We start from the raw sequence: 26,617 nt of genomic DNA, 5'->3' as shown, positions 1-26,617 counted from the left end.
ATTGTATATATATACCTAATAAATTTTTCTTATCTTTGTTCATCGAAGGAGGTGTTCTGATGAGAAAATTGAAAAAAATTATCATCGGCTGTTTCGCTATTCTAACGGTTTGCTTGCTATTTGCTCCCAAACTAGCTAGAGCAAATCAGATTCCAGACCGACCCACAGGTACAACGGTAGTGGATGAGACGCAGTTACTATCGAGTGAGACCATTGCAGAAATTGATCAACTCAATCGAAGTTGGGCAAGCACCGAGCAAGCTTTACAGGTTGGTGTTTATGTAACAGACAGTCTGTCTAGTGATATTGAAAGTCTGGCAAATGAAACCTTCCGTGACTGGCAGGTTGGCTTTGCTGGGACAGACAATGGCATTCTCTTGGTGATTGCCATAGCCGACAGGGAATTTCGGATAGAAACCTCTGACAATGCTGCAACGGTGTTGACAGATGTGGAAGCCAAGGATATTCTGGAAAATGCTAGGGAGTTTTTCCGTCAGGAAGACTATGATGGCGGAGTGACCTACATTGTCCAATCAATCGGAGACCGCTTCTACGGAACAAGTATGGGTCAGGAACAGCTGGCTGCCATGGAAGAAAGGACCAGTGCGGAAAGTGATAGTTTTGTATTGTTTTTAATTATAATACTAATCTTCATAATTTTTGGAATTATTGATAAGGCTAGCCGTGGTCGAGGCGGTGGTCCAGGCAATCTGCTTTGGATGTTGGTAGATGACCACCATCATTACCACAATAACCATTCCTCCCATTCTTCATCTTCTTCATCATTCGGTGGTGGGGGCTGGTCTGGAGGCGGTGGTGGAGGCGGTGGAGCCTCATCTGGTTGGTAAGAAAGGAAAATGTTTATGAAAAAGAAATGGTTAGCTCTACTAATCCCGGTTTTCGCTCTGCTATTTTTAGGAACGGGGGCAATCGGTCAATACAATGGACTGGTCGATAGCCATGCGGAAGTGGAAAATGCTCAAGCCAATGTGGATACCCAACTTCAACGGCGCTATGACCTAATACCGAATGTCGTGGCAGCAGTCAAGGGAGCCATGGAGCATGAGGAAGAGATTTTCACTGCCATTGCGGATGCGCGTGCGAAAATCGGCTCTAGCCAAGTGGGAACTAGCGACTACAATCAGGCCCAAAGTCAACTAGATTCTGCAGTATCTAGATTGTTGGTAGTAGCTGAGAATTATCCTCAATTGACAGCCAACCAACAGGTATCTGACCTCATTACGGAGCTTGAAGGGACTGAAAATCGGATACTGGTAGCCCGTAAAGATTATAATGCGGTGGCAACGACCTACAATAAAAAAATCAAACGATTCCCGACGTCCATCTATGCCAACCTATTTGGCTATGAAAAAGTCGACTTGTTCCAAGCTAGTTCTGATGCGGCGACAACCGTGCCAAGTGTGGATTTACAGGATAAAGAATAAAGAACTCGGCTCCCAGCGCCGAGTTCTTTATTTTATGGATTGATCCAAACTCCAGAAACGTAGTCTTCTGATAGAGTGGACTGGCTGATAATGTTTTTAGCCTCCATATTATAGATAAGGAGTTGATTTGCCAAAATAATCATTAAGCGCTTATCATCAATTTGACGAATGTGGTCAATATAATAAGGACGAGGATTAAGCTCGTCTAGACGATGGTAGCTCTCTTGACCTGTTTGGGCATTGTAAATAGTAAAGGAAAGTGGGCTAAACATACCATTTTGATGTTCGATGAGGAGAAGCTTCTGGTCTTTGAGAGCATGTAGTGTGCTTGGTGAGGGGTGTTCTAAAGTTACTGACGAAAATGTTTTTGTTTTTGTATCAAAGGTTAGGAGTTCGGATGACTGTTCAATTTCCGTATACTCACTTGTTTTTTTCCCTAAATTTGGGAGATAGATGGTTCCATTTACCCAAAGCCCCTCTCCTGTGACAATGGTATTGTCGTACTTGAATACCTCTTGTTTTGAAAAATCTTTCTTATCAAATACAATCAAGACATTTTCTTCGGGTCCTTCTTGGGTAAAATCTTTCACAAAACCAGTTAAATAGACTGACGTTTGGTCTACCATGACTGGAGCACTTGGGATGAAGTCATCGTTTAAAACGTGGGTTTGACGTGTTTCAAATTGCTTATCAAATTGCGCTAGTATGTGATAGGGCCCCGCTGTATAAAAGTCTTGTCCATCTGTACCACTGATATAGCTACTATACTGACTTGGCTTTCGCAAGACAGTGCCAGTATTGAAATCGATGGATATCAGATTGTCGTTAATGAATTTTTGCTGATCGTTGGCAAAGACTAGGTACCGATTGTCTATGACATAATTTTCACCAGAGCCAAAATACCCCTCTGAATTCATTTTCTGTGTATGAAGGAGTTGAGGATCTTGCCCATTTAGCTGAAAGGCTTCGACCTTACCAGGATAAATCAAGTAAAAATCAGTATTCTCAGTTAAGCTTATTTTGTTGTGCTGGTAGGCGTAGAGTTTCCAACCGATAAAGGGAAAAACAAGGCAGGATAGAAGGACAATACAAATAAGAAGTTTTTTCATGGGAATGCCTCCTTTCACTGTTTAGTATATCTAAATTTGTCATCTTAGACAAGAAATTATGTGTTAATATACAAACAAAGTCATGCAAGTTTTCTTACATGACTTTTGTTCTTATTTTCCAAGACAGAATTGGCTAAAGAGTTGGGTGATGAGTTCATCTGGAGCTGCATCGCCTGTGATTTCTCCCAAAATCTGCCAACAGCGTGTCAGGTCAACCTGTAACAAGTCTACTGGCATGCCCATTTCCAGTCCGTCATTGACAGCTTGTAGGCTTTGGACTGCCTGTTCAATGAGGGAAATGTGGCGAGAATTGGAGAGGTAGGTGGCATCTTGCTCAACCAAGCCTGCGTTTTCAAAGAAGAGCTGATTGATTTTTTCTTCGATTTGGTCGATATTCTGGTTTTTCAAGACGGAAATGCGAATGACATCCTCAGGCAGTTGGTCTGCCTCAATCTGTTCTTCTAGGTCGGTCTTGTTTAGCAGGACAATGCGGTTGGCCATGTCTGAAATGGCTAGGAGATTGCGGTCTTGCTCGGTCAGGGGCTCGGATGCGTTGAGGACTAGCAGGATGAGGTCGGCCTCCTCAAGGGCTTTTTTAGATCGTTCCACACCGATTTTTTCAACGATGTCGTCTGTTTCACGGATACCTGCTGTATCAATCAGCTTGAGGGGGACGCCCTTGATGTTAACGTATTCTTCGATAACGTCGCGGGTTGTTCCTGCGATGTCTGTAACGATGGCTTTTTCCTCGCGGAGGAGGTTATTGAGCAGGCTGGATTTTCCGACATTGGGACGACCGATAATAGCAGTTGCGATGCCTTCACGCAGGATTTTTCCACGGCGGGCAGTACGGAGGAGATTTTCCAAAAGAGCTTGGAACTGGAGGGTCTTCTCGCGGACCAGCTCTGTCGTCGCCTCCTCGACGTCGTCATACTCGGGGTAGTCGATGTTGACCTCGACCTGTGCCAGCGTGTTGAGAATCTCCTGACGCGTGTTGTTGATGAGCTGGGAGAGGGAGCCGTCAAGCTGGCGGACGGCATTGTGCATGGCCTTGTCAGTCTTGGCCCGGATAACATCCATGACAGCTTCAGCCTGGGTCAAATCCACACGGCCGTTGAGAAAGGCACGTTTGGTAAACTCGCCCGGCTCAGCCATTCGAGCACCTTGGCGAATCAGGAGCTGGAGAATTTCGTTGGTAACGGCGATGCCTCCGTGGGTATTAATCTCAATGACATCTTCGCGCGTGAAGGTGCGTGGGGAACGCATGGCTCCGATCATAACCTCGTCCAGAATCTGATTGGTTGCAGGGTCAATGATATGACCGTAGTTGAGGCTGTGACTGGGTACAGTTGCTAGGTCTTTTCCTTTGAAAACCTTGCTGGCAATGGCAAAGGCATCCGTCCCAGACAGGCGGACAATCCCAATAGCTCCCTCACCGAGAGGGGTAGAAATAGCGGTAATAGTGTCGAATTCTTTGGTAATCATATATCTTTCTTTCTAAAATCGTCTTATCTATTAGTGTATCATGGAATGATGAAAAAAGCACAGATGAGGGATGAGGAGTGCAGAAATGTATTGAGAGGTCAATAAATATAGTAATTAATTTGAGAAGATAATTTGATAGAAATACAAAAAGTGTTGCTATTAATTTAGGTTGACTATGTTATAATAGAAACATAAAAATTTAAGAAAACCGAAGGGTATACCCTTCCTTTATTATATTCATAATAAAGGAATACCATCAGCCCTTCACAAAATTTCAGCTGAAAGGTAGATCTAATAATGAAGCAAGAACTGGAGCAACTTTTGGCACAGAATGACACTTTTATGGTGGAAGGTGTGCTCAATAAAAATAAACTGGCCGAGCTGGCGAGGCAATACAATCCTGAACTCCTTAATATATTGATGAGTAATGAAAAAATTTCTAAGTATTTCTTTTCTATTCTAGATACTGGTGTTCTTGTCTTCAAGAAAGATGTCTTTTTGCAGTTTTTGAACAATAAGGAGTTTCTCCCTGACAGCTTTACCGCCTACAAGACAAAAATCGGTTTGGCGACCGGTGACAAGTATCTATCAGAAAATCAGGAAGTTGTCCTGAATTTTCCATACAAAGATTGTGTGCTAGAGGGTGGACAGACTAAGGATGATGCCAAACGTCAGGAGATTTTCTTTAACGAGACGCTCGCACCGACTGAAATCAATCGTCTTTTGGATGATAAGGTTTTGACCAATTTCAAACGCTATGATGAAACTGGTGAGCATGAAGTAGAAGAACTCAGTGATACCGATAATCTCATCATCAAAGGTAATAACCTCATTGCTCTTCATAGCCTCAAGAAACGCTTTGCAGGGAAGGTTAAATTGATTTATATTGATCCGCCTTATAATACAGGAAGCGACTCCTTTGGATATAATGATAGTTTTAATAGAAGTACGTGGCTAACTTTTATGAAAAACCGTCTATCTATTGCCAAGGATTTACTAGAAAATGATGGAATACTGATTGTCCAAATTAGCTTCCATGAATTTCCATATCTCCGAGTAATGATGGATGAGCTCTTTACTGAAGAAAATCATAAAATGGATGTTAATGTTCTCGTACGCCATCCGCAAAGAAGCTTAACAAGTGACAAAGAATTTAATGACGTTTTGGAATATGCATTGATATATAGTAAATCTGAAAATTTCAAGTTACCAAAACAAAAAGTAGTTAAAACAATCGACGATTATCAATATGACTTTGATTTTCCTGAAATTCCTCATGACAGTTTTCAAGTTGGAGACAAAACTATAAATGTTTACTTACCTGATGACGTTACAATTGTTAGAGGTCAAGGTCATATTGGTGGTTTGAAATCAATGTCAATTCGAGGTAGTATTCGAGAAAAAAATTCTAGTGGACGATTCTATGTTGCTCATCTAGAAAAATTAATTGCTAAGTATCCTGAAGGAACCATTTTTACTGTCCCAGATATGGGGGATGATGGACGGGATTTTAGAATTTTTGAACTTCCAAAAAATGGGAATAAAAATGGCTTTTACTATCCTGGGAAACCACTTGGAAGCGAGTATACATTAAAGCCTTATCCTAACTTTGTGGATTTTGTTCAGCAATATAACTTAGTGAACTCTGAGGGTGATGTATCTTTTAGAAATGGAAAAAAACCAGAAGAATATATTAAATACTATATTGAAATGTTTACGGAGGATGGTGACATTGTCCTAGACTACCACCTTGGTTCAGGAACAACAGCAGCCGTCGCTCATAAGATGAACCGTCAGTATATCGGTATCGAGCAGATGGATTATATTGAGACGGTTTCGGTGGAGCGACTGAAGAAGGTTATCGCTGGTGAACAAGGTGGTATCTCAAAAGATGTTAACTGGTCTGGCGGTGGTAGCTTTGTCTACGCTGAATTGAAAAACGATGCTCAAGATTTCAAAAATGCGATTTTTGAGGCGACAACAACGGAAGAATTATTAGAACTGTTTGAGCTTGCGAAAAAATCTTCCTTCTTGTCCTACCGCATCGATCCTAAAAAATTGAAAAAGAATGAGTTTAGTCAACTTTCTTTGGCAGAACAAAAGCAAATCTTGTCTGAAATCATTGATAACAATAACCTCTATGTGAATTATTCTGATATTGATGACAATGATTATCAGATTTCTGCTGAGGATAAGAAGCTCAATCACTCTTTCTACGGAAAGGAAAAGTAAGCCATGCCATTTATTTACGAAACCTATGATACAGTCAGTCGGTCTGGCTTTAAGGATTTTCGGGCAGATTTGCCTGATTACCTCACGAAAAATTTGAAGCACCCCTTACGACCTTATCAGCAGGAGGCTATCGGACGTTATCTTCACTACAAAACGGATAATAATCGAGTGATTCCAGAGCAAGTTCTCTACAATATGGCAACTGGTTCCGGTAAAACGCTCTTGATGGCGGCGATTATATTGGAGAAGTACCAGCAAGGTGAGCGAAATTTCATTTTCTTTGTGAACAACGATAATATCCTGACGAAAACAAAGGATAACTTCTTAGAAAGTGCTTCTGGTAAGTATCTTTTTGCGGAAAAGATTGTCATGGACGGACGAATCGTGACAGTGCGTGAAGTGACGGATTTTTCAGATAGCCGTGATGATAGTATTAACATCGTCTTTACTACTATCCAAAAGCTTCACCAAGACCTTAATACTCCGAGAGAAAATCGCCTCTCCTATGAGCAGTTTAAGGATATTTCGGTTGTCATGCTGGCGGATGAAGCTCACCACTTGAACGCTGGTTTGAGTAAGTCGGAGAAAGATGACAATACCAGTTGGACTAGTACGATTGAAATGATTCAAAAGACTGCTAAAAAGTCCAGTATCTTTGAGTTTACTGCAACGATTGACCTGACCAATCCAATCTTAGCACAAAAGTACGAAAAGTCTTTACTTTTTAAGTATGACCTGAAAGAGTTTCGACTGGACAAGTATTCGAAAGATGTCCTCTTTCATTTGGTGGATGGTGATGTCAATCATCGCATGCTTCAGGCAATCATCATCAGTCAGTACCGCAAGAAAATCGCTTTGAAAAACGGAATTAACTTAAAACCATTGGTCATGTTTAAGTCGCAGAAAATTGCAGAAAGTCAAGAAAATTTGGATGCGTTTTTGGGGTTGCTAGACAACCTTTCTTTAGAAGATATTCAAGCACAGCGAGAGCTGGTCTTAGAAATGGATGAAAAGTTCAGTATTTTGAAAAAGGCATTTTCTTATTTCGAGACAGTTGGGATTACAGATACTGACTTGGTGGCGGAACTTCAGGAGGATTTCCGCAAAGAACGCTTGCTATTGGTGGATGGGAAAAACAAGAACAAGGATAGCCTGAACCTCCTCAACACCTTGGAGCAGCCAAGTAATGAAATCCGAGCGATTTTTGCCGTGGATATGCTTAATGAAGGCTAGGATGTTCTTAACCTTTTCGATATTGTCCGCCTTTACGATACCCGTGATGGCAAGACTACGAAAAATGGCTTTGTCGCAGGAAAAACAACAAACACAGAGAAACAGCTGATAGGTCGCGGAGCACGTTACTATCCCTTTGTGATTGGTGATAATCTGGAGGAAAAATACACTCGTAAGTTTGATAATAATGAAAATAATGAACTCCGTGTTATTGAACAACTTCATTACCACTCTGCTAATAATCCAAAATATATTTCAGAGCTTAAGCAAGTCTTACGTGAGTCTGGGATATTAGAGAGCCAAAATTTGGTAGAACGTGAACTCAAGCTCAAGGACTCTTTCAAGAACACTCGAACTTACACAGATGGGCTTGTCTGGATGAACAAGCGTCTTTCATATGAGCAAATGCTCGGAGAGCGACAAGAAAGTCTATTCGATACGTCCTTTATTCCAAAGTCTTTTGAAGTTAAATTGCCAATCCAAGGCGTTCGAGACATTGAAGCTTTTGATGAAGCAATGTACGTATCTGAATCTTTAGAGGTAATTTCTTTCAAATTTGGCAAAGTTATCGGCCACAATATTGTTCGAGCAGCTATTAACCGCAACAAAAAATTTACCTTTGATAATCTCCAAAAAGCCTTTGTAGCTCTTGGAAGTGTATCTGCCTTTATTGATATGCTCGCGGATATTGATATTCGAGTTGAATCTCAATATCAAATGATATCTGATTTTACCCCAGATGATAAACTTTATATCACGGAAAAACTGCTTCATGTTATCGAGAAAGATTTGATTGCGACTGAGGAACGTTATTTTGGTTCAGAAAAATTTGAACAATATAAGATTAAAGACTTGTTTGAAGATAACATCTTACGAAAATACACCATCAAATCAAACGGAAATAAAGAAATGGGACTTTCACAAAAGGATCCAAATAATGAAATCCACGTTAATATAGATGTTTTGGATTGGTATGCATATGATGATAACTTTGGAACAGACGAAGAAAAGTATCTTGTGAAAACTATCCAAGATGTGATTGGAGATCTTGAAGAAAAATGGACCGATATTTACTTGCTTCGAAATGAAAAAGCTGTAAAGATTTATAGTTTTGATAAGGGGCAAGCCTTTGAACCAGACTTTCTTATGTTTGCGAACGATAAAAGGACTGGAAATATTTCGTGGCAGATTTTCATTGAACCGAAAGGAAAACAGCTCATAGAGCATGATCGCTGGAAGGAAGAATTCTTGCTTCAAATTTCTGAGCGAGACGAGGCGAGAACACTGGTTGATGATGACCGCTATCGTATTGTTGGTTTGCCGTTCTTCAATGAGGCAGTAAGCAAGGATGAGGTTAAAGAAGAATTACGGAGGTTGTAATTAGTATGTCGAAACTTCAGAGACAACTCCATGAGGAAGTAAAGAAATTTATTGTTAATGTTTCTTGGACTCATAAAATTCAAATTGCATATTCGGATATATTAGCAAGTTATGCAAAATGGGTTCGTGTGGTAAATTTACTTCTTTCTGCTATTGTTTCATCGGGTTTAATTTATATTTTATTGAGTGATGAATACTGGGCAAAAGTTGTGACAGCATTTGTTTCTATATGCGTTACTGTTCTAACTGCCCTAAAAAAAGAGTTTGATTTTGAAGGAGCTAGCGAAAGAACGAAACGGGACGCAAATATACTCTGGGAACTTAGAGAAAAAGCTACGCATTTATTGTATGTTTTAACCTACAACACGGATAGTTCAGATTCTGTCGCAGAAGAATTCAACAAATTAGTTGAAACTAGAAATATGAAAATGCCTGAGCTCGCTAATGCTCCACAAAAAGTTGTTGATAAAGCTGGAAAATTCTTGAAATCAAGAAGAGATGATGATTTTGAGGAAGATTATAAGTACTTAATTCCTAACAAGCTTAAAGATATTTTAGAGGAGGAGTAGTTTGAGTTTAGCTGAACATTTTAAAGATTTTTGTGAAGAAGAGCTTCCTATTGAAGAATCGGAGTTCGATAAGTGGTGTGGTCGATTAAAAAAAATTACAAAAAAACTTAACAAAAAATACTATCCTGAAGATGATTTTGAGGATATTGAGAGTGAAAACTGTTACATTGTTGGTAGTGTTGGTCGTGGAACTGCTATTGCAAAGACGAGTGATTTCGACTGTATTTTTAAACTACCTCAAGAAGTTTACGATAAATTTAATAATCATTCTGGCAATGGGCAATCTAAGCTGTTACAAGAAGTTAAAAATGAGATAGCTCTGAGTTATCCTTCGACTAAAATAAAAGGAGATGGACAGGTAGTTTCTATTACTTTTACGTCTTCTCCTGCTGGGACAATTGAGTTAGTGCCAGCTTTTGAGCAAGATAATGGAGATTTTAAGCATCCAGACACGCATGATGGTGGTTCGTGGAAGCTAACAAAACCAACACCTGAAATATCTGAATGTAATCGCTTGAAGGATGAAACTGAAGGGCATTTTATAAATTTTTGTAGACTATTACGAAAATGGAAAAATAAAAACGGCTTTGTATTTAAAGGTTTACTCATTGATACAATGGTTTCAAAATATCTCGAAGATGAAAATATAAACTTGATTAGATACTCTGACTACGAGGAGTTAATACCAGAATTATTTAAGTTTTTGTCTGAGCAAGACAAGGAGCGAAGTTACTGGTTCGCATTAGGTAGTAATCAACAGATAGAAAATAGTGATAACGGTAAGTTTATCACTAAGGCTAAAAAGACATATAATCTATTGAAAGACTCAACCAGTCTAATTAAAGATTATAGAGAGATATTCGGAAATCAATTTGCCAAATCGGATTCTTCTGCATCTAATATGATAGCTCCCGAAGAGCAATTCATTGAAGATATGTTCCCGATTCATATTCGATATAATCTGGAATTGGATTGCGACGTCACACAAAAAGGGTTTCGAAAATATACTTTGCGAAATATTCTTAGTAGAGGTTTTAAGCTGAAAGATAAAAAGAGTTTAGATTTTTATATACTAAACACGAGTATTCCGAGCGCCTTAAGTGGCGTTGAATTTTTCTGGAAAGTAAGGAATGTTGGTGTCGAGGCGATTAAACGAGGTCGTGAACGAGGGCAAATAATTAAAGGTGGTACCAAAAAGCACGAAAACACAGAATTCAAAGGAATGCATTATGTTGAGTGTTATGCTATTCATGAAGGAGTAGTTATTGCGAGAGGAAGGATTGAAGTTCCGATTGATCCATATTCTAAAATACATAGTATTTAACTTAGAATTGAGCTAAACTTTATCCTAGAAGAGTTAAAGAAAGCGAACAACTTTAAAAATTGGACAGTTGTCTTAGCTGTGGTATAATTATTTCATGAATGACTTCAAAGGAGACAAAGATGACAAACCTAAAAGAGCAGGTTGGGATTAAGGCGGCAGAGTTTGTGACGGACGGGATGATTGTTGGGCTGGGAACTGGTTCGACTGCCTACTATTTCGTGCAGGAGATTGGCCGCCGGGTTGCAGAAGAAGGGCTACAGATCACAGGCGTAACGACCTCTCATGCCACGGCTGAGCACGCTGCGTCCCTTGGGATTCCCCTAAAAAATATAGACGAAGTCGAATATGTGGACTTGACGGTGGATGGAGCAGATGAGGTTGATGGAGACTTCAATGGGATTAAAGGCGGTGGCGCAGCGCTTCTCATGGAGAAAGTGGTAGCAGTCAATAGCAAGGACTGCATCTGGATTGTCGATGAGTCTAAGGTGGTTCAAACCCTAGGAGCCTTCAAGTTGCCGGTGGAAGTTGTACAGTACGGTGCGGAAAATCTTTTCCGACTATTTGAGAAAAAAGGGTATCGTCCAAGTTTTCGTATGCGTAATGGAGAAAAACATATCACGGATATGCGGAACTTTATCATTGACCTTGATTTGCGCAGAATAGAAGACACATATGCATTGGCGGAAGAATTGGATCGGACCGTCGGTGTTGTAGAACACGGTCTCTTTATTGGATTGATTTCCAAGGTAATTGTTGGTACACCAGAAGGACCGAACATCATCGAAAAGAAATAAATTGAAAACGCTTCTCATTTTGGTACAATGAGAGGCGTTTTTATGGTATAATGAAAACACGAACGTTTAGACTCTTCAAAAATCTATCCCCTTACCTCGTAGCAGTCAGATGATAGGTACTGAAAAAGCGATAGCTGAACAGCAGGCAGTGAAGCGAGTAACAGTATCTAGTTTTGATGGTTAAGAAGTTTGATGCCGAGAGCTTTGACTGTATAAGTATTGCACCCCATTAAAATGTTTAGATGTGGTGATGATAATTTCCAGTCTAGCAACTTGGTTGGATGTTGATTTTGGTTGAATCTGACTATTCAAATAAAGGAGACAATTATGCCTAAATTTAAACGTGTTCACTTGGTAGTTATGGACTCTGTCGGAATCGGCGCAGCACCAGACTCAGATAAATTTTTCAATGCGGGTGTAGCAGATACAGAATCTGACACTCTCGGCCACATTTCTGAAAAAGCTGGGCTTGAGGTGCCTAATATGACCAAGATTGGTCTTGGAAATATCCCTCGAGATACAGTGCTTGCGACAGTTCCTGCTGAAAGCCATCCAACAGGTTATGTGACCAAGTTGGAAGAAGTATCGCTCGGCAAGGATACCATGACTGGACACTGGGAAATTATGGGTCTCAATATTACTGAGCCATTTGATACATTCTGGGATGGTTTCCCTGAAGAGATTTTGACAAAAATCGAAGAATTCTCAGGTCGTAAAATCATCCGCGAAGCAAACAAGCCGTATTCAGGTACAGCTGTCATTGATGACTTTGGCCCTCGCCAAATGGAAACTGGGGAGTTAATCGTCTATACCTCCGCAGACCCTGTGCTTCAGATTGCAGCCCACGAAGATATTATTCCACTTGATGAGTTGTATCGTATCTGTGAATACGCTCGTTCCATTACCCTTGAACGCCCAGCTCTTCTTGGTCGGATTATTGCCCGTCCATACGTTGGTGAGCCAGGCAATTTCTCACGGACTGCAAATCGTCATGACTATGCAGTATCACCGTTTGAAGAAACAGTACTCAACAAACTGGCAGATGCGGGTGTACCAACTTACTCAGTTGGTAAAATCAGTGATATTTTCAATGGTTCAGGTATTACAAATGATATGGGTCACACCAAGTCCAACATGCACGGTGTCGATGTGTTGATTGATACTCTGAAGTTATCAGACTTCGAGGAAGGTTTCTCCTTCACAAACTTAGTTGACTTTGATGCTGTGTATGGTCACCGTCGCAATATCGAAGGCTACCGCGATTGTTTGCAAGAGTTTGATGCACGTATTCCAGAGATTATTGACAATATGCGTGAAGATGACCTGCTCTTGATTACTGCAGACCACGGCAATGATCCATCCTATGCTGGAACAGATCACACACGCGAATATGTGCCACTCTTAGCATACAGCAAGGATTTCAAAGGTAGCGGTGTCTTGCCAGTAGGCCATTTTGCGGACATTTCAGCAACCGTTGCGGAAAACTTCGGAGTGGACACAGCCATGATTGGCGAAAGCTTCTTATCACAGTTGGTTTAATGGAGAAGCTAGCGGTCTATTACAATCCTGACTGTAGCAAGTGTAAAAAATTAAGAATATTGCTGTCCAGTCAGGATATGGAAGTCAAGTGGGTTAATTATTTGGAAACACCATTAAGGGGAGCTGAATTGACAGCTCTTTTGAAAAAAATGGGAAGTCAGCCTTCAGCAGTCATTCGGTTGACGGAAGAGGAACGAACGGGTTTGTCAGAAGAAGAACTCTTTGAGCGTTTAGTTAAAGAGCCAGCTCTTCTCAACCGTCCCATTATTGAGCGAGAGCAGACAGCCTTCCTTTGTCGTCCGCTTGAAATCATTAAAGAAAAAATGCCAGAATATGACTGGTCGGATTACTTATAAGAAAGGGAGCTATGGACAAAGTAACCATTTACCACAATCCAGAATGTGGCACTTCTCGCAACACTCTGGCTCTCATTCGCCATATTGGGATTGAGCCCGAAGTAATTCTTTACTTAGAGACACCCCCTAGTAAGGAAAAGCTGGTAGGGTTGCTGGCGGAAATGGGATTGACAGCAAAAGAACTGCTTCGGACCAATGTTCCTCCTTATAAAAATATGGGAATTGATTGGGATAAAGCTGATGAGTATGACATTTTATCAGCGATGGTTACAGAACCAATCCTTATCAATCGACCGATTGTTGTGAGCTCCAAAGGTGTGAAATTGTGCCGTCCGTCAGAAGTCGTCTTGGATTTACTTCCGCCGATGACTACAGTATTTATCAAGGAAGATGGAGAAGTCGTCCCTCCTCGATAAGAGTGACAGCTCTCTCCTTAGCAAACATTCATAGAAAGGAATATTTGGTTGGTGTAGCCAACTGAATGGGATTATGATCCCTACGATTGTATATTATGTCACTATTAGAAAAAATTTATGAAACAAAAACGTTCTTGGAAGAAAAAGGTTTGGTAAAACCTGAATTCGGTTTGATTTTGGGTTCTGGCTTGGGTGAATTGGCCCAAGAAGTTGAAAATGCCATTGTCATCGACTATGCAGACATTCCAAACTGGGGTAAATCAACAGTTGTTGGTCATGCTGGTAAGTTGGTTTATGGTGATTTGGCAGGTCGCAAGGTTTTGGCTCTTCAAGGTCGATTCCACTTCTACGAAGGAAATCCGATGGAAGTTGTGACTTTCCCAGTCCGTGTCATGAAAGCTCTTGGTTGTGAAGGCGTGATTGTTACTAATGCCGCAGGTGGTATTGGCTACGGTCCAGGTACCCTTATGGCCATTACAGACCATATCAACATGACTGGCCAAAATCCATTGATTGGCGAAAACTTGGAAGAGTTTGGCCCACGTTTCCCAGATATGTCAAATGCCTACACTAAAGAATACCGTGAAAAAGCCCATGCCGTTGCGGAAAAATTGGGTATCAAGTTGGACAATGGTGTCTACCTCGGTGTGACAGGTCCTACCTACGAGACTCCTGCTGAAATCTTGGCCTTCAAGACCATGGGGGCCCACGCAGTCGGTATGTCAACAGTGCCAGAAGTAATCGTGGCAGCCCACTCAGGAATGAAAGTCTTGGGTATTTCTGCTATCACCAACTTTGCCGCTGGTTTCCAATCCGAACTCAATCACGAAGAAGTTGTAGAAGTAACCGAGCAAATCAAGGGCAACTTCAAAGGCTTGGTGAAAGCTATCTTGGCTGAGTTGTAAGCATTCGAAAATAGAACAAAGAGGTACATTACATGTCAATCCATATTTCCGCAAAACCAGGCGAAATCGCTGATAAGATTTTGCTTCCTGGTGATCCGCTTCGTGCTAAATTTATCGCTGAAAACTTCCTTGAAGATGCAGTTTGCTTCAACGAAGTCCGCAATATGTTCGGCTACACAGGTACCTACAAGGGTCATCGTGTCTCTGTCATGGGAACAGGTATGGGAATGCCTTCCATTTCTATCTACGCCCATGAATTGATTAACGAATATGGTGTGAAAAAACTGATTCGTGTGGGAACAGCAGGTTCTTTGAACGAGGATGTCCATGTCCGCGAATTGGTCCTGGCTCAGGCAGCTGCGACCAACTCTCGCATGATCAATATTGACTGGCCAGAGTACGATTTGCCACAAATCGCTGATTTTGATCTTTTAGATAAGGCTTATCATATCGCCAAAGAACTCAACATGACAACGCATGTTGGCAATGTTTTATCGTCAGATAGTTTCTATTCTCCAAAATTGTTTAGTCGCAACTTAGAATTAGGTCAACTAGGTGTCAAGGCTGTAGAAATGGAAGCAGCTGCACTTTATTACCTAGGTGCTAAGTTTGGCGTTCAAACGCTTGCCATTATGACGATTTCAGATAGCTTGGTTAATCCAGAGGAAGATACCACAGCAGAAGAGCGTCAAAATACTTTCACGGATATGATGAAAGTTGGTTTGGAAACTCTGATTGCAGAATAATTAAGAATAATTCTGATTGTAGTAACCTGCAATCGTTTAAAAGACGAACCAATTTCTATTTGTACGGAAGTTGGCTTGTCTTTTTTTTATAAATAGGGTATAATTAAGAAAACGTTTACAAAGGTAAAATGAAACCTTTCTGAATGATTACATTAATATATTTAGGAGAGCCCTCATGATTAATTTACAAAATTTTGTTCAGTCTATGTATGCTAAACGCATTGAAGATTGTACAGACCAAGAACTCTATTACGCCTTGCTTGCTTTTACAAAACAGCAGAGTGAAGCTAAGTATACAAATGGCCAAAAGAAAAAGGTCTACTATATTTCAGCAGAGTTCTTAATTGGTAAGCTCTTGTCTAATAATTTAATCAACCTTGGTCTTTATGATGAGGTTAAAAGCCAGTTGGTGGCGGCTGGTAAGGATTTGATTGCTATTGAAGACATGGAGCTTGAACCGTCTCTTGGTAATGGAGGTTTGGGGCGCTTGGCTGCCTGCTTCCTTGATTCAATTGCTAGTCTAGGTCTTAACGGTGATGGGGTCGGCTTGAATTATCACTTTGGACTGTTTAGACAATTATTCGAATACCATCAGCAGTCTGCTGTGCCAAACGAGTGGATTACACCACGTTCATGGTTAACAGAGTCACCGATTTCTTATCAGGTGCCATTTGCTAACTTTACCTTGACATCTAAGTTGTATGACATCGATGTACCTGGTTATAAAATGGAACGCAAGAATCGTCTTCGCTTGTTTGACCTTGGTTCAGTTGATGACAATATCATTTATGACGGAATAGAATTTGATAAGGAAGATATTTTCCGAAACTTGACCCTCTTCCTCTATCCAGATGATTCGACCGATGAAGGAAAAGTTCTCCGCATCTTCCAGCAATATTTCATGGTGTCTAACGCTGCGCAACTATTGATTGACGAAGCAGTTGCTAAGGGGTCAAACTTACATGATCTACCTGATTATGCTGTTGTTCAAATCAACGATACTCACCCATCACTTGTTATTCCAGAATTGATTCGCCTTTTGGAGCTTCGTGGTATTTCGTTTGATGAGGCAGTTGAAATTGTTAAGAAGATGACTGCCTATACCAACCACACTATCTTGTCTGAAGCCCTTGAAAAATGGCCACTTGACTTCTTGAATCGTGTGGTTCCTCACTTAGTACCATTTATCGAGGAATTGGACCGTCGTGCAAAAGAGGTAAAAAATGACCCAGCCGTTAATATCATCGATGAACATGGCCGTGTTCACATGGCACACATGGATATTCATTATGGTTATTCCATCAATGGGGTGGCGGCACTTCATACAGAGATTTTGAAAACTTCAGAGTTGAAAGCTTTCTATGAGCTATATCCTGAAAAATTCAATAATAAGACAAATGGGATTACCTTCCGTCGCTGGCTCATGCATGCTAATCCAAGTTTGGCAAGCTACCTGGACGGCCTACTTGGACATGGCTACCATCACGATGCAAGTGAGCTCGAAAAGCTGTTGGATTACAAAAATGATAAGGAATTGAAATCTTGGTTGGAAAAGACAAAGCAGCATAATAAACGCAAATTGCAGCGCCATATTGCCAAGACACAAGGTGTTCATGTTAATCCAGAATCCATCTTTGATGTACAAATCAAGCGAATGCACGAGTACAAGCGTCAGCAGATGAATGTTCTTTATGTTATCCATAAGTATCTGGATATTAAAGCAGGCAACATCCCTACCCGCCCATTAACAGTTTTCTTTGGTGGAAAGGCTGCACCTGCTTACACAACCGCACAGGACATCATTCATTTGATTTTGGTATTGTCACAGGTGATTAAAAATGATCCTGATGTGGCGCCACACTTGCAACTCGTTATGATTGAAAACTATAACGTAACCGAGGCAAGTTATATTATTCCAGCGGCAGATATTTCAGAGCAAATTTCCCTTGCATCCAAAGAAGCTTCTGGTACAGGTAACATGAAATTCATGCTCAATGGTGCCCTGACCATCGGTACAGATGATGGGGCCAATGTGGAAATTCATGAGTTGGTAGGTGATGAAAATATTTATATCTTTGGTCAAGATAGCCAAACAGTTATCGAACACTATGCAAATGGGACCTACCATCCATATTCCTTCTACGAACGTGAAGCCATTCGTCCATTGATTGACTTTATTACATCAGATACCATTCGTCATGCTGGTGGGATCGATGAGCGTCTCTGGCGTTTGCAGGACAACCTTAAGCACAATGACCACTTCATGACCTTGCTTGATTTGGAAGATTATATCTCGACTAAAGAGCAGATGTTAGCAGACTACGAAGATCGCGACAGCTGGTTGGATAAAGTCATCGTCAACATCGCTAAAGCAGGTTTCTTCTCATCTGACCGTACTATCCAACAGTACAACGAAGACATCTGGCATTTGGAAGTTAAGTAAGCTAATACTCTTCGAAAATCAAAATTATCCGTTATCAAGAGCCTAGATGAATTTCAGTTCTATCGTCGGCTTCGTTTCCTAGGCTACTTTTGATTTTCATTGAGTATAAATAAACTAAAAATGACCTTTCGGGGTCATTTTTTCTGTATTCTATTTTTGAAAGATTGAGCCATTGCGGATTGTCCCCAAAGATTTCCAAGGGCAAAACCAGAGGTGTTAAGCAAGATGTCACCAAGGTCAAAGAAGCCCAGTGAAAAGAAGAATTGACAAGCTTCGACTAGCAATATGACCCCTACAAAGAGAGAAAGTTTTTTCCAAGAAAATGAAAAAAGCAACCCAAGTGGTAAAAAGAGTAAGAGGTTAAAAACCAATATAGTAGGATTGAGAAATAGGTCTTGAGAGAAGGTGCTAAGGAGATTCCAGTTGACACCTCTGACGCCTATGCTTTTGAAAAAGAGAAGATAGACTAGCAGAAGCCCGTAGCAAGCGTAGAAAAACCAAAGTGTCAGTCGCGAAATGTGGGGTTTATAGACAAGTCGAAATAGGGTAAAGCAAAATCCGGTCATTAACAGGATTGCGGCAAGTGTCGGCCAAAAATCAATCATCATGAAGATGGTCGAGAACTGGTAAAAGAGAAAGGTCATAAAGAGCCAGCGACAGAATAAGAATGATAAGATAGCGTTGATGACATCATAGAATCGTTCTTTGTTCATGATTTAATCCCTTTTGTAAATTTTGTAAGTTTACTATATTATATCATTGTTTTGAGGGGGAAGTGATGGCTGTAAAAAATATTTTTATAGACAGTGTGCTATAATAGTTCTTATGAAAAAACGACCGACATCTGCCTATATCCACATTCCATTTTGTACCCAGATTTGTTACTACTGTGATTTTTCCAAGGTCTTTATTAAGAACCAGCCTGTTGACGAGTATTTGGCAGCTCTCATGGAAGAGGTCAAGTATTACGACCTGCCAGCTCTCCGCACACTTTATATCGGAGGTGGAACACCATCGGCTCTCTCGGCAGACCAGCTAGATTATCTCCTGACCAATCTGGAGGACCTGCTGGACTTGTCACAGGTGGAAGAATTCACTATCGAGGCCAATCCAGGTGACTTGACGGCGGATAAGATTGCGGTTCTGAAAAAGTCCAAGTGCAATCGGGTATCGCTGGGCGTTCAGACCTTTGACGACCGTATGTTGAAAAAAATTGGTCGTAGCCACAATCAGGCCCAGATTTATGAGACCATTGCTGCCCTCAAGGAAGCAGGATTTTACAACATTTCCATCGACCTGATTTATGCCCTGCCTGGTCAGACTATGGAACAGGTGGTGGACAATGTCGCCAAGGCCTTGGAGCTGGACATTCCCCACATGAGCCTCTATAGCTTGATTTTGGAGAACCATACGGTCTTCATGAACCGCCAGCGTCGTGGAAATCTTCATCTACCCAACGAAGATGTGGAGTCCGATATGTTCGACTACATTCTTCAGGAGCTGGAGAAAAACGGCTTTGAGCACTACGAAATCTCCAACTTCACCAAGCCCGGCTTTGAAAGCCGCCACAATCTCATGTACTGGGACAACTCCGAGTATTACGGATTGGGTGCAGGGGCTTCAGGCTACATCGACGGCATGCGCTATCGCAACCGCGGTCCCATTCAGCACTACCTCAAATCCATCCGCGAAAAAGGCCATTCCCGCCTGCACGAAGAGTTTCTCAGCAAGACCGAGCAAATGGAAGAAGAGATGTTTTTAGGCCTACGGAAAAGAACTGGCGTGTCCATTGAGCGATTCGAGGAAAAGTTTGGTATTTCCTTTGAAGACCGCTACGGTCAGGTGGTCAGAGATTTAAAAAATGAAGGTCTCTTGCAAGAAGAAGACCGTTGGCTTCGGATGACTAAAAAGGGATTGTTTCTGGGCGATACAGTTGCAGAGCGTTTCATATAGTCATTCAGTTTGTTTTATTACTTCGTTAACTCGCTTTGCCGTACTTCAGTACTGTCTGCAGCTTGTTGCCTAGTACTAAAAACAAACTGAAAGACTATACTTTAAGACTAGAAAGATCAACATTATGGGCTTAACCTACCAAGAAAATTTTACCATTCCCTTTGATATGGTGGATGTCAAACAAGAAATCAAACTACCTGACTTTATTGCCTATTGTCTTGGTGTGTCAGGTCGGCAGTCGGAAGAATTGGGTCGGAGTGACCTCTATGTTTTTCAGGAATTTGGCTTGATTTGGGTGGTGACAGACTATGAGCTGACCATTCAACGTTTACCTAAGTACAATGAAAATATTGTTATAAAAACAGAAGCGGTTGCCTACAACAAGTTTTTCTGCCATCGGATGTTCTACATCTACGATGCAGCAGGCAATCTCTTGCTAGATATTCTCTGCTATTTTGTCCTGATTGATTTTGAAACTCGCAAGGTGGCGCCTGTGCCAGAAGATTTGATTGCTCCTTATCAGTCTGAGCAGGTCAAGAAATTGCCTCGAGCTCCCAAGTATCAGCTCTTGGAAAATCCATCTGTCCAAGAATTCCCTGTTCGCTATTTTGATTTAGATATGAATGGTCATGTCAATAATGGCAAGTATCTGGAATGGATGTATGAAGCACTGGGCTATGATTTTCTGCTCTGCCATGTCCCTAAAAAAATCCAACTCAAGTATCTCAAGGAAGTAGAGGCGACTAGCTTGGTGAGTTCACGCATGGTGGTAGTAGCTGGTGTCAGCCAGCATGAAATCGTGGTAGATGGGCATATCAATGCGCAAGCTGTTATAGAATGGAGGGAACGTCATGTCGCAGGATAAGTGGTTGGAATGGGCCGTACGTTTACAAGCCTTGGCTCAGACAGGTTTGGCCTATGGAAAAGATGTTTTTGACATGGAGCGTTTCGAAGAAATCAGACAGATTGCGGCGGAAATGTTGGTGGAGCCGTCTGGACAGCCCTTGGAAGTGGTGAAAGACTTGTTTTGCAATGAAACAGGTTATCAAACTCCAAAACTGGATACACGCGCAGCCATTTTCCAAGAGGATAAAATCCTACTGGTCCAGGAAAATGATGGGCTCTGGTCCTTACCAGGTGGTTGGTGCGATGTGGACCAGTCCGTCAAGGACAATGTGGTGAAAGAGGTCAAGGAAGAAGCGGGTTTGGATGTGGAGGCTCTGCGAGTCGTTGCGATTTTGGACAAGCACAAGAACAATCCTGCCAAGTCAGCCCACCGCGTGACCAAGGTCTTCATTTTATGTCGTCTCCTTGGCGGGGAGTTTCAGCCCAATTCGGAAACAGTTGCCAGTGGCTTTTTCAGTCTGGCTGACTTACCACCACTCTACCTTGGGAAAAATACACCAGAACAATTAGCGCTTTGCTTGGAAGCTAGTCAGTCTGAGCATTGGGAAACACGATTTGATTAAGGAGGAAAAATGACATATACAGGTTATTTGATTGATTTGGATGGTACAATTTATGAAGGGAAAAAGCGGATTCCTGCTGGTGAACGTTTTATTCATCGCTTGCAAGAACGTCAGATTCCCTATTTATTTGTGACCAACAATACCACCCGCCGTCCTGAGATGGTGCAGGCTATGTTGGCTGAAAACTTTAACATTGAGACGCCGCTTGAAACCATCTATACAGCCAGTTTGGCGACAGTAGATTACATGAATGACTTGGGCAAGGAAAAGACAGTCTATGTCATTGGAGAAGACGGGCTCAAGTCTGCCATTTTTGAGGCAGGTTATGTGGAAGACACGGAAAATCCAGCCTATGTTGTTGTCGGTTTGGATACTCAGTTGACCTATGAAAAACTGACCATTGCCACCTTGGCTATTCAAAAGGGAGCGACCTTTATCGGTACCAATCCTGATTTGAATATTCCGACTGAAAGAGGTCACTTGCCAGGAGCAGGCTCACTTATTGCACTTTTGAAAGCTGCTACCCGAGTAGAGCCGACCTTTATCGGTAAGCCTGAAGCCATTATCATGGACAAGGCTCTGGAGATTTTAGGCACAGAACGCAGCCAAACGGTTATGGTGGGAGATAACTACCTGACGGATATTCGCGCAGGGATTGACAATGGATTTCCAACTCTTTTAGTCCTGACTGGATTTACCAAGCCAGAAGAAGTAGCAGACTTGCCCCTTGCTCCAACCCATGTCCTCAACAGCCTAGATGAATGGAGTTTTGATGAGAACTAAGTTACAGATTATCGGAACGATTTTATTTGTCTTGTCGGCAGCAGTTCTAGGAACCATCTACCTAGCTTGGCTAGTTTATCCGCTTGAGATTTCTTTTTTGGGGTTGGAAAAAGTGGTCTACATGAAAGCGGCAGATATTTCCTACAATTTCAATATCCTGATGAACTATCTGACCAATCCTTTTGCAAGTGTTTTAGACATGCCAAATTTTTCTTCTTCGGAAGATGGGCTCAAACATTTTGCGGATGTGAAACATTTATTCCATCTAACTCAGGGGATTTTTATCCTCACCCTCCCTGCCTTTGTGCTTTTTGTAAAAAACATTCTGCTAAAAGGTTATGGAGACTTGGTTAAAAAGGTCATTTTCTGGACCATGCTTACGCCAATGATAATCGGTTTATTAGGTGTTCTTGTTGGCTTTGATCAGTTTTTTGTATTATTTCATACGGTGCTATTTCCAGGGGATTCTACATGGCTATTTGACCCTGCAAAGGATCCTGTCATATATATTTTGCCACAAGAATTTTTCTTGCATTGCTTTGTATTATTTTTTGTCCTTTACGAATTGTTCTTTGGGACAATACTGGCGTGGACAGGAAAAAAGAATAGGATAGGATAAGAGCGTAAAATTCATATTTTAGAATGAAAAAATATTGACAAATGAGTTGAATAATAGTAAAATGATAAAGACTTTGAAATTGAGGGGAGTGAAAAAAATGTCAAAAACAGTAGTACGCAAGAACGAATCACTTGATGATGCTCTTCGTCGTTTCAAACGTGCGGTTACTAAAGCTGGTACTCTTCAAGAAACACGCAAACGCGAATTCTACGAAAAACCATCTGTAAAACGTAAACGTAAATCAGAAGCAGCTCGCAAGCGTAAAAAATTCTAATTGAATTTGAAAACGGCCGAAAGGCTGTTTTTTGTTTACTTTTTACAACAGGTAACATATAATAGGGATATAGAATTTTGTCTAGGTGAAAAGGAGTAAAGAGATGAGTATCTTAGTTACAGGTGGTGCAGGTTATATTGGTAGTCATACGGTTGTCGAATTGTTGAAGTTGGGGAAAGAAGTGGTTATCGTAGATAATCTTTCAAACTCAAGTATTTTGGTTTTAGATCGCATTGAAACCATCACTGGCAAGCGCCCAACTTTCTATGAGTTGGACGTGGCAGATAAGGAAGCCTTGCGCCAAGTTTTTGAAAATGAAAACATTGAGGCAGCCATTCACTTTGCTGGCTACAAGGCAGTAGGAGAATCAGTGGCTAAGCCAATTATGTACTATGAAAACAATATCATGTCAACCCTAGCTTTGGTAGAAGTCATGGCAGAATTTAGTGTTAAGAAAATTGTCTTCTCCTCAAGTGCGACTGTTTATGGCCTCAATAATCCATCGCCTTTGGTTGAAACTATGCCAACTAGCGCAACCAATCCGTACGGCTATACCAAAGTTATGTTGGAACAAATCTTGCGTGATGTGGAAGTAGCAGATAAGGAGTGGAGTATTGCATTGCTCCGTTATTTCAATCCAATCGGTGCCCATGAATCTGGCTTGATTGGGGAAGATCCAGCTGGTATTCCTAATAATTTGATGCCGTTTATTGCACAGGTAGCAGTTGGTAAACGTGAGGAGCTCAGCGTTTTTGGTTACGATTATGATACAGTGGATGGAACAGGTGTTCGTGACTATATCCACGTCATTGACTTGGCTCTTGGTCACATCAAGGCGTTGGAAAAAATCTTAACGACAGCAGGTGTCCATACCTATAACCTTGGTTCTGGTCAAGGAACCAGTGTTTTAGAACTGGTTCAGGCTTTTGAAAAAGTGAATGGTGTACCGGTACCTTATAAAATCGTTGACCGTCGTCCGGGTGATGTAGCGACCTGCTATGCGAATGCAGACAAAGCTCTGGCTGAACTCAACTGGAAAACAGAAAAAACAATTGAAGACATGTGTCGTGATACGTGGAACTGGCAATCGAAAAATCCAAATGGATACGAAGGATAAGAAAAGATGTGAGTATTGGCTCACATCTTCTTTTTGTCATAGTGCAAAAGAAAAACAGGCACAGGGCCTGTTTCACTATCTTATTGATTATTTTTTCAACAAGTCGCGGATTTCTGCAAGCAATTCTTCTTGAGTTGGTCCAGCTGGAGCTTCCTCTTCAACCTTCTTAGGCATTGCTTTCTCAGCTGCTTTAACAACGAAGAACATTGAAGTTCCGATAATCAAGAAGTTGATAACAGCGCTCAAGAAGCTACCGTATTTAACACCGTTCCAAGCAAGATCAGCGATGTTTTGAACGTTTGCAGCTTTCAAAGCAGGGTTTAAGATCAACGGAGTGATGATGTCATCAACGAAAGAAGTGATGATAGCGCCAAACGCACCACCAATTACAACCGCTACAGCAAGGTCAACAATGTTCCCGCGGAACAAGAAATTTTTCAATTCTTTCAACATATCCTAAATATGTCCTTTCATAAATATTTTACTTTATCTATTATACCCATAAAAAAATATTTTACAAGCAATTTGTTTTAGAAATTTTACATTTTCCCGTATTTAGTATACAATAGAGTATGTTAAACTAAGGGAAGAGTGTTCACTTTTTAAATTAGCTAGTATGATATGAGGAGGGAATGTGCTTTCAAAGGATAAAATTACTGAAATAAAACAAGCTCTCAATATCGTTGATGTTATTGGTGAAACGGTTGCTTTGACTAAGGCCGGACGTAATTATGTCGGTCTTTGCCCTTTTCATGGGGAGAAAACCCCGTCTTTCAATGTGATTGAAGACAAGCAGTTCTACCATTGTTTTGGATGTGGTAAGTCCGGAGATGTATTCAAGTTTGTCGAAGAAGTTCGTGGTGTTTCTTTTGCAGATGCGGCAGCTATCTTAGCTGAGAAGGCAGGGTTTCAAGTAGATGTAACTCCTTCCTATCATCAAGAAGAGAAAAGGGTTAGTCCGCATCAAGTACTGTATGATATTCATCGGGATGCTGCAAAGTTTTATCATGCCCTTTTGATGACAACCAAAATGGGTGAGGAAGCTAGAGCTTATCTACACCAACGTGGCTTGACAGATGATGTCATAAAAACATTCCAGCTAGGCTTAGCTCCTGCCGAACAGAATATTCTTTACCAAAAACTATCAGGTCAATATGACGAAGAAAGTCTATTGAATTCGGGTTTGTTCAATCCAAGTGAGAATAATATTATTTATGATGCCTTTCAAGCGAGGATTATTTTCCCCTTGGCGGATGAATATGGTCGAATTGTAGCTTTTTCAGGTCGGATTTGGACCGAAGAAGATCGAAACAATAAACAATTAGCTAAGTATAAAAACTCTCGTAGTACTGCGATTTTCAATAAAAGCTATGAATTGTATCATTTGGACAAGGCTAAAGCGGTTATTAAGAAGCAACGTGAAACCTATCTCATGGAAGGTTTTCTAGATGTTATTGCTGCTCATCGTGTAGGGATTGATAATGCAGTGGCTTCCATGGGAACAGCTTTGACAAGAGAGCATGTTGCACACCTAGCTAAGTTTTGTAAGAAAATTGTTCTGACTTATGATGGGGATAAGGCTGGACAGGCAGCTACCATGAAGGCGTTGGACGAACTACAAGATTTTCAGGTTGAAATTGTGAGTTTGCCAGATAATATGGACCCAGATGAATTTTTGCAGAAAAATTCAGAAGAAGCCTTGCAACAGGTTTTAACCAAGTCACGAATCAGCGATGTAGAATTTTTGATTCAATACTTGAAACCTGAAAATCCTGACAATCTACAAATGCAGATTGAGTTTGTAGATAAGATTGCACCAATTATTGCCAAAGTATCATCCATTACAGCTCAAAATTCTTATATTTATAAGGTGGCGGATTTACTTTCTGACTTTGATTATAATCAGGTGGAACAGGTAGTAAATGCTGTTCGTCTGAACCAGCGCCAGGAGAGAACACAACAGGTATTTCAATCACAGACTGGTCAGTCTTATTTGCCACCAGTCCAAACGATTGCTCGTATAACGAGTCTTATTCGAACAGAAAACCATTTACTTTATCGGATGGTTGAACATCCTTATATTCTCAATGAGTTCCGTTTACGAGAAGATTTTTATTTTGCGACGCCAGAATTACAAGCTATTTATGATATGTTAAAAAAATCTGGGGAAATTACCAGTTTTGAACTATCACAGTTGAACGATTCCGCTCAACAGGCTTGGTATCGTATGCAGGAAGAACGCTTACCTAATGAAGTATCTCCACACGAAATCGAAGAATTAGAAATTCGGCGAGACAAGGAATTGTTGAAGAAGGAGAACCAGCATCTAGCACGGAAAATCCGTGAACATTCCCATGTGGGAAATGCAGATATTGCCCTCGATGAGTTGCAAAAACTCCTCGATAGAAGAAGACAAATGGAGTAAA

General features: G+C 41.0%; 26 protein-coding genes. 22 read left to right on the top strand and 4 right to left on the bottom strand.

All coding sequences use genetic code 11. The features are described 5' to 3' along the window. Positions 1-59 precede the first annotated feature (59 nt). Together NOL38_RS04025 and NOL38_RS04020 are read left to right on the top strand one after the other, a co-directional pair. Positions 60-848, top strand: a complete 789-nt coding sequence (locus tag NOL38_RS04025) for a TPM domain-containing protein (protein WP_277941437.1) — start codon at positions 60-62, stop codon at positions 846-848. Between the two features lie 15 nt (positions 849-863). Continuing rightward, positions 864-1,445, top strand: coding sequence for a LemA family protein (locus NOL38_RS04020; RefSeq protein ID WP_277941436.1), 582 nt, complete (start codon positions 864-866; stop codon positions 1,443-1,445). A gap of 32 nt (positions 1,446-1,477) precedes the next feature. Here the strand turns inward: NOL38_RS04020 and NOL38_RS04015 are convergent, their stop codons facing one another. Further along, the gene (locus NOL38_RS04015; RefSeq protein ID WP_277941435.1) at positions 1,478-2,554 is read right to left on the bottom strand and encodes a hypothetical protein; all 1,077 of its coding nucleotides are present in this window, start codon (positions 2,552-2,554) and stop codon (positions 1,478-1,480) included. Positions 2,555-2,665: 111 nt separating this feature from the next. Next, positions 2,666-4,039, bottom strand: a complete 1,374-nt coding sequence (gene mnmE, locus NOL38_RS04010; RefSeq protein WP_277941434.1) for a tRNA uridine-5-carboxymethylaminomethyl(34) synthesis GTPase MnmE — start codon at positions 4,037-4,039, stop codon at positions 2,666-2,668. A 297-nt stretch (positions 4,040-4,336) separates the two neighbouring features. Between mnmE and NOL38_RS04005 the strand changes: the two genes are divergently transcribed. From NOL38_RS04005 to NOL38_RS03950, 12 genes are all read left to right on the top strand, one after another. Beyond that, on the top strand, positions 4,337-6,271 hold the full coding sequence (locus NOL38_RS04005; RefSeq protein ID WP_277941433.1) for a DNA methyltransferase: 1,935 nt from the start codon (positions 4,337-4,339) through the stop codon (positions 6,269-6,271). A gap of 3 nt (positions 6,272-6,274) precedes the next feature. Then, on the top strand, positions 6,275-7,504 hold the full coding sequence (locus tag NOL38_RS04000) for a DEAD/DEAH box helicase family protein (protein WP_277941432.1): 1,230 nt from the start codon (positions 6,275-6,277) through the stop codon (positions 7,502-7,504). Positions 7,505-7,525: 21 nt separating this feature from the next. Further along, positions 7,526-8,884, top strand: a complete 1,359-nt coding sequence (locus tag NOL38_RS03995) for an HI_1054 family type III restriction endonuclease (protein ID WP_524534366.1) — start codon at positions 7,526-7,528, stop codon at positions 8,882-8,884. Positions 8,885-8,889: 5 nt separating this feature from the next. Beyond that, positions 8,890-9,453, top strand: a complete 564-nt coding sequence (locus tag NOL38_RS03990; protein ID WP_053866983.1) for an SLATT domain-containing protein — start codon at positions 8,890-8,892, stop codon at positions 9,451-9,453. A gap of 1 nt (position 9,454) precedes the next feature. Then, positions 9,455-10,777, top strand: a complete 1,323-nt coding sequence (locus NOL38_RS03985; protein WP_105124112.1) for a nucleotide-binding domain-containing protein — start codon at positions 9,455-9,457, stop codon at positions 10,775-10,777. Positions 10,778-10,896: 119 nt separating this feature from the next. Then, entirely contained in the window at positions 10,897-11,571 is a 675-nt protein-coding gene (gene rpiA, locus NOL38_RS03980) for a ribose-5-phosphate isomerase RpiA (RefSeq protein WP_136581232.1), read from the top strand. 327 nt (positions 11,572-11,898) lie between these two features. Next, on the top strand, positions 11,899-13,110 hold the full coding sequence (locus tag NOL38_RS03975; RefSeq protein WP_277941430.1) for a phosphopentomutase: 1,212 nt from the start codon (positions 11,899-11,901) through the stop codon (positions 13,108-13,110). After that, entirely contained in the window at positions 13,110-13,466 is a 357-nt protein-coding gene (locus NOL38_RS03970; RefSeq protein WP_277941429.1) for an arsenate reductase family protein, read from the top strand. The genes NOL38_RS03975 and NOL38_RS03970 overlap by 1 nt, the downstream gene beginning before the upstream one ends. Before the next feature lie 11 nt (positions 13,467-13,477). After that, the gene (gene arsC / locus NOL38_RS03965) at positions 13,478-13,882 is read left to right on the top strand and encodes an arsenate reductase (glutaredoxin) (protein ID WP_277941428.1); all 405 of its coding nucleotides are present in this window, start codon (positions 13,478-13,480) and stop codon (positions 13,880-13,882) included. Between the two features lie 95 nt (positions 13,883-13,977). Continuing rightward, positions 13,978-14,787: a purine-nucleoside phosphorylase gene (locus tag NOL38_RS03960; protein ID WP_277941427.1), complete on the top strand. Its 810-nt coding sequence runs from the start codon at positions 13,978-13,980 to the stop codon at positions 14,785-14,787. A 32-nt stretch (positions 14,788-14,819) separates the two neighbouring features. Next, positions 14,820-15,533, top strand: coding sequence for a purine-nucleoside phosphorylase (deoD, locus tag NOL38_RS03955; RefSeq protein ID WP_014638302.1), 714 nt, complete (start codon positions 14,820-14,822; stop codon positions 15,531-15,533). A 175-nt stretch (positions 15,534-15,708) separates the two neighbouring features. Beyond that, a complete protein-coding gene (locus NOL38_RS03950; protein WP_277941426.1) occupies positions 15,709-17,976 on the top strand; it encodes a glycogen/starch/alpha-glucan phosphorylase in 2,268 nt (755 codons plus the stop codon). Between the two features lie 134 nt (positions 17,977-18,110). Here the strand turns inward: NOL38_RS03950 and NOL38_RS03945 are convergent, their stop codons facing one another. Continuing rightward, the gene (locus NOL38_RS03945; protein WP_277941425.1) at positions 18,111-18,689 is read right to left on the bottom strand and encodes a VanZ family protein; all 579 of its coding nucleotides are present in this window, start codon (positions 18,687-18,689) and stop codon (positions 18,111-18,113) included. A 112-nt stretch (positions 18,690-18,801) separates the two neighbouring features. Here NOL38_RS03945 and hemW point away from each other — a divergent pair, with 112 nt between their 5' ends. The 7 genes from hemW (at position 18,802) to galE (ending at position 24,191) form a co-directional block, all read left to right on the top strand. Beyond that, on the top strand, positions 18,802-19,929 hold the full coding sequence (hemW, locus tag NOL38_RS03940; protein WP_277941424.1) for a radical SAM family heme chaperone HemW: 1,128 nt from the start codon (positions 18,802-18,804) through the stop codon (positions 19,927-19,929). A 124-nt stretch (positions 19,930-20,053) separates the two neighbouring features. Continuing rightward, positions 20,054-20,794, top strand: coding sequence for an acyl-ACP thioesterase domain-containing protein (locus NOL38_RS03935; RefSeq protein WP_277941423.1), 741 nt, complete (start codon positions 20,054-20,056; stop codon positions 20,792-20,794). Further along, positions 20,781-21,398 (top strand): NUDIX hydrolase N-terminal domain-containing protein, encoded by a 618-nt coding sequence (locus tag NOL38_RS03930; protein WP_277941422.1) that lies wholly within the window; start codon positions 20,781-20,783, stop codon positions 21,396-21,398. Before NOL38_RS03935 ends, NOL38_RS03930 begins: the two co-directional genes overlap by 14 nt. Positions 21,399-21,407: 9 nt before the next feature. Beyond that, the gene (locus NOL38_RS03925; RefSeq protein WP_015647053.1) at positions 21,408-22,181 is read left to right on the top strand and encodes a TIGR01457 family HAD-type hydrolase; all 774 of its coding nucleotides are present in this window, start codon (positions 21,408-21,410) and stop codon (positions 22,179-22,181) included. Further along, positions 22,171-22,800, top strand: a complete 630-nt coding sequence (locus tag NOL38_RS03920; protein ID WP_277941421.1) for a TIGR01906 family membrane protein — start codon at positions 22,171-22,173, stop codon at positions 22,798-22,800. The genes NOL38_RS03925 and NOL38_RS03920 overlap by 11 nt, the downstream gene beginning before the upstream one ends. 97 nt (positions 22,801-22,897) lie before the next feature. Continuing rightward, positions 22,898-23,074, top strand: a complete 177-nt coding sequence (gene rpsU / locus NOL38_RS03915; protein ID WP_000048054.1) for a 30S ribosomal protein S21 — start codon at positions 22,898-22,900, stop codon at positions 23,072-23,074. 103 nt (positions 23,075-23,177) lie between these two features. Beyond that, positions 23,178-24,191: a UDP-glucose 4-epimerase GalE gene (galE, locus tag NOL38_RS03910; protein WP_277941420.1), complete on the top strand. Its 1,014-nt coding sequence runs from the start codon at positions 23,178-23,180 to the stop codon at positions 24,189-24,191. Between the two features lie 87 nt (positions 24,192-24,278). Here the strand turns inward: galE and mscL are convergent, their stop codons facing one another. Beyond that, positions 24,279-24,644: a large conductance mechanosensitive channel protein MscL gene (mscL, locus tag NOL38_RS03905; RefSeq protein ID WP_015647050.1), complete on the bottom strand. Its 366-nt coding sequence runs from the start codon at positions 24,642-24,644 to the stop codon at positions 24,279-24,281. 181 nt (positions 24,645-24,825) lie between these two features. Between mscL and dnaG the strand changes: the two genes are divergently transcribed. After that, positions 24,826-26,616: a DNA primase gene (gene dnaG / locus NOL38_RS03900; RefSeq protein ID WP_277941419.1), complete on the top strand. Its 1,791-nt coding sequence runs from the start codon at positions 24,826-24,828 to the stop codon at positions 26,614-26,616. Position 26,617: the final 1 nt, after the last annotated feature.

Origin of the sequence: Streptococcus suis, assembly GCF_029616525.1 — a bacterium.
Lineage (GTDB): Bacteria > Bacillota > Bacilli > Lactobacillales > Streptococcaceae > Streptococcus > Streptococcus suis_AF.
Note: the sequence above shows the minus strand (reverse complement) of the source record. Positions and strands in the feature narration are given on the sequence as shown.

Excerpts from the sequence above, each read along its gene's own strand:
- NOL38_RS03950 (WP_277941426.1), top strand. The coding sequence starts at position 15,709 with ATGATTAATTTACAAAATTTTGTTCAGTCTATGTATGCTAAACGCATT.
- NOL38_RS03960 (WP_277941427.1), top strand. The coding sequence starts at position 13,978 with ATGTCACTATTAGAAAAAATTTATGAAACAAAAACGTTCTTGGAAGAA.
- hemW (WP_277941424.1), top strand. The coding sequence starts at position 18,802 with ATGAAAAAACGACCGACATCTGCCTATATCCACATTCCATTTTGTACC.
- NOL38_RS04015 (WP_277941435.1), bottom strand. The coding sequence starts at position 2,554 with ATGAAAAAACTTCTTATTTGTATTGTCCTTCTATCCTGCCTTGTTTTT.
- NOL38_RS03935 (WP_277941423.1), top strand. The coding sequence starts at position 20,054 with ATGGGCTTAACCTACCAAGAAAATTTTACCATTCCCTTTGATATGGTG.
- deoD (WP_014638302.1), top strand. The coding sequence starts at position 14,820 with ATGTCAATCCATATTTCCGCAAAACCAGGCGAAATCGCTGATAAGATT.
- galE (WP_277941420.1), top strand. The coding sequence starts at position 23,178 with ATGAGTATCTTAGTTACAGGTGGTGCAGGTTATATTGGTAGTCATACG.
- NOL38_RS03930 (WP_277941422.1), top strand. The coding sequence starts at position 20,781 with ATGTCGCAGGATAAGTGGTTGGAATGGGCCGTACGTTTACAAGCCTTG.
- mnmE (WP_277941434.1), bottom strand. The coding sequence starts at position 4,039 with ATGATTACCAAAGAATTCGACACTATTACCGCTATTTCTACCCCTCTC.
- NOL38_RS03945 (WP_277941425.1), bottom strand. The coding sequence starts at position 18,689 with ATGAACAAAGAACGATTCTATGATGTCATCAACGCTATCTTATCATTC.
- NOL38_RS04005 (WP_277941433.1), top strand. The coding sequence starts at position 4,337 with ATGAAGCAAGAACTGGAGCAACTTTTGGCACAGAATGACACTTTTATG.
- NOL38_RS03970 (WP_277941429.1), top strand. The coding sequence starts at position 13,110 with ATGGAGAAGCTAGCGGTCTATTACAATCCTGACTGTAGCAAGTGTAAA.
- rpsU (WP_000048054.1), top strand. The coding sequence starts at position 22,898 with ATGTCAAAAACAGTAGTACGCAAGAACGAATCACTTGATGATGCTCTT.
- NOL38_RS04025 (WP_277941437.1), top strand. The coding sequence starts at position 60 with ATGAGAAAATTGAAAAAAATTATCATCGGCTGTTTCGCTATTCTAACG.
- NOL38_RS03975 (WP_277941430.1), top strand. The coding sequence starts at position 11,899 with ATGCCTAAATTTAAACGTGTTCACTTGGTAGTTATGGACTCTGTCGGA.
- arsC (WP_277941428.1), top strand. The coding sequence starts at position 13,478 with ATGGACAAAGTAACCATTTACCACAATCCAGAATGTGGCACTTCTCGC.
- NOL38_RS03990 (WP_053866983.1), top strand. The coding sequence starts at position 8,890 with ATGTCGAAACTTCAGAGACAACTCCATGAGGAAGTAAAGAAATTTATT.
- NOL38_RS03920 (WP_277941421.1), top strand. The coding sequence starts at position 22,171 with ATGAGAACTAAGTTACAGATTATCGGAACGATTTTATTTGTCTTGTCG.
- mscL (WP_015647050.1), bottom strand. The coding sequence starts at position 24,644 with ATGTTGAAAGAATTGAAAAATTTCTTGTTCCGCGGGAACATTGTTGAC.
- NOL38_RS04020 (WP_277941436.1), top strand. The coding sequence starts at position 864 with ATGAAAAAGAAATGGTTAGCTCTACTAATCCCGGTTTTCGCTCTGCTA.
- NOL38_RS03925 (WP_015647053.1), top strand. The coding sequence starts at position 21,408 with ATGACATATACAGGTTATTTGATTGATTTGGATGGTACAATTTATGAA.
- NOL38_RS04000 (WP_277941432.1), top strand. The coding sequence starts at position 6,275 with ATGCCATTTATTTACGAAACCTATGATACAGTCAGTCGGTCTGGCTTT.
- rpiA (WP_136581232.1), top strand. The coding sequence starts at position 10,897 with ATGACAAACCTAAAAGAGCAGGTTGGGATTAAGGCGGCAGAGTTTGTG.